The sequence below is a fragment of the Stenotrophomonas maltophilia group sp. RNC7 genome (genome assembly GCF_030910085.1).
GTDB classification, from domain to species: domain Bacteria; phylum Pseudomonadota; class Gammaproteobacteria; order Xanthomonadales; family Xanthomonadaceae; genus Stenotrophomonas; species Stenotrophomonas sepilia.
In genome coordinates, this window is record NZ_JAVFVN010000418.1 from 1 (window position 1) to 2351 (window position 2351).

5 protein-coding genes are annotated in these 2351 nt (G+C 33.3%); all 5 read right to left on the reverse strand.

Going from position 1 to position 2351, the window contains the following annotated elements; all coding sequences use genetic code 11:
- Positions 1-372: hypothetical protein (locus tag RCF13_RS07210; RefSeq protein ID WP_308141013.1), on the reverse strand; the 372-nt coding region annotated here is incomplete at its 3' end.
- A gap of 14 nt (positions 373-386) precedes the next feature.
- Positions 387-806 (reverse strand): DUF4320 family protein, encoded by a 420-nt coding sequence (locus tag RCF13_RS07215; protein WP_308141014.1) that lies wholly within the window; start codon positions 804-806, stop codon positions 387-389.
- An 81-nt stretch (positions 807-887) separates the two neighbouring features.
- Positions 888-1136: a hypothetical protein gene (locus RCF13_RS07220; protein WP_016121746.1), complete on the reverse strand. Its 249-nt coding sequence runs from the start codon at positions 1134-1136 to the stop codon at positions 888-890.
- A gap of 57 nt (positions 1137-1193) precedes the next feature.
- Positions 1194-1436, reverse strand: coding sequence for a hypothetical protein (locus RCF13_RS07225; RefSeq protein WP_044783363.1), 243 nt, complete (start codon positions 1434-1436; stop codon positions 1194-1196).
- 77 nt (positions 1437-1513) lie between these two features.
- On the reverse strand, positions 1514-2351 hold an 838-nt coding region (locus RCF13_RS07230), incomplete at its 5' end, for a hypothetical protein (RefSeq protein WP_308141015.1).

Sequence of the window (2351 nt, forward strand, 5' to 3'; positions counted from 1 at the left end):
AACAAAATTCAAATAAGCATCAGGCGATATCTCACCACGATAAAATTTATAAAGAGTTTGTGCCGCAAAATTAGCAAACTCCTGTGGATTTTCATAAGACTCCCTTACCTCAAATTCTAATTTCCCGTACTTCCTAACTTCTTTATAAGGGTTTTCCTTCAATACTTTGTCTACATCTACTGCTTGCTTTTCATACTTCTTTTGCCACTCTTTAATCTGTTCTTCATACGTTAAATCCTTATTTTTTTTCTTTTCTTCTTGTGCTTCTTTTTTCGCTTGTTCAGCACTAGAATTTAAGCGGTCTGAACTACAACCAACTGAGAACATAATAATTCCGGATATTAAAGTTATTATAAGCCCCTTTGCTTTCATTACAGCCGACTCCTTTATCTAAAATAAACATGACTAATTCCAGTACGTTTAATATTAATAGGTATTTTAGGATCAAATCCCCATTTTATCGGTAATATTTTAAAAATATGAAACTCATATTCTCCGGTTAATAAAATTTCCATTGGCTTATTATAATCAACCTTGCCCCTAGTGAAATCATAAGACCAATGATTTGGATACATATGGTTATTATTTAATTGTTTTCTAAGATATGGCTCTAGATTAACCCCCTCTTTTCCATTCACAGCACTTTCATGTTGGAATCCACCTAACCGTTCCGCAACTTTTAAAGTGTTAGACGCTGTATTTTCAGCCTTTACATAGTAGGCACCAAACATAATAAATTCCACAACTAACACTAAAAAGAATAGTGCTAGAGTCATAAGTAGGCCTTTTGCCAGCGTTTCAGACATATGTTCAACTCCTCTACAAATTTATATACTTGAGAAAAAACGGCCCCTGTTGGTAAGAGACCGTTTTTTGTAATTACTTCTCTAGTTGCTACCCCATCCAGATGTTTTACCTAATGGATCATCAACATGGACATCATCCGCTCCACTTGTAGCAGCCGTTGTAAATTTAGCCATAATACTATCAAACGCACTTTTAATTTGAGGGAATACTAATGCTCCTAATCCGATTACAAGTAATACTACAAATAAATTGTGCATCCCACTTTCGTTTGATACTTGAGATTTTTCGTTAGCTAACCATGCTTTTGCTTTTAATACAGTGTTTGACATTAAATAACCTCCACAATTTTAATAAGTTTTTAAACTATAAAAATACTCTTTGATAATCTATAAGCTCCAATCAGAAGACTTACCAAGTGGTTCTTTAATTATTTCGTGGGAACTACCTTTTCCAGCAGTAATAAGGCTACTCATAATCCTTGTAAAGATTTTATTTAACTGTGGATAAAGTAACGCACACAAACCGATAATTAACATAATTACAAATAGATTGTGCATCCCACTCTCATTCGTAACTTGAGATTTCTCATTAAGTAACCACTTTTTAATTTGTAAAGCTCGTTTTTTCATCAAAATCCCCCCATGTATATCCTTTTCTATATCACCCCCCTTAAATGTGGGAAAGTTTGTCCGATTTGAACTTTTTATTAAATCGAGCTAAATGCTTGCATTAGGGTAACACCAACCATAGTTAAAGGAATGACCAGGATACATGCCACCGTTATGACGTTGTACTTATTCATTAATAAAGGTCTAGCTAAAATTAAAGAATTATAATTTTCATCTCTTAATTTGCGACTAACCTCTATTTGTTGCTGAATAATTTCTCTTCCCTTATTAGGATCTGTTTTAATAGCTTGTTGAATGGCTACCACAAAAGTATGAGCTTCAGGTATATCCAACTTTTCTGCAAAGTTTTTAAAAGGTTTTGTGGAACCTTGCCACGTCTCCAGTTCTAATATCATATCTTCAACGAAGGGTCTAATATGAGGACCTGCATACGTAGCAGACCTTTTAACAGCTTCATAAGTTGTGTAAGTTTGTAGTAACACACCTAATGGCATTTGATAATTCGGCAATTCCAACTTTCTGTAAATTTTAGCGTTTTTCAAGTTTCTTTTCAGATTATAATCAGGATAAAAATAGGTTAATGGAGCAAGTAGTGCCAGTATTAAAATAGATTTATTATCGTAAGCTAGCCCCAGTAATATTAAGAAAGTAACCGAAATTACTGGGTATAGAATTTTATAAGTATAAAAAACTGTAGGATCCAGATTCATATTAGCCTCACGAAACAATCTTTTTAATTCTGCTTCTTTTGCTGTTGAAATTTTAATTCTTTTTCTTGTTGCACCGATAATAGGAGCTAAGTATTTATCTAATACCGTAATCGCTTGGTTATCGTCTTCTTTCTCCATTTCTTCAATATAACGTGCATAGTTATATTTTTTATCCTGTTTACCACTAAACATAGCCAATACAGCC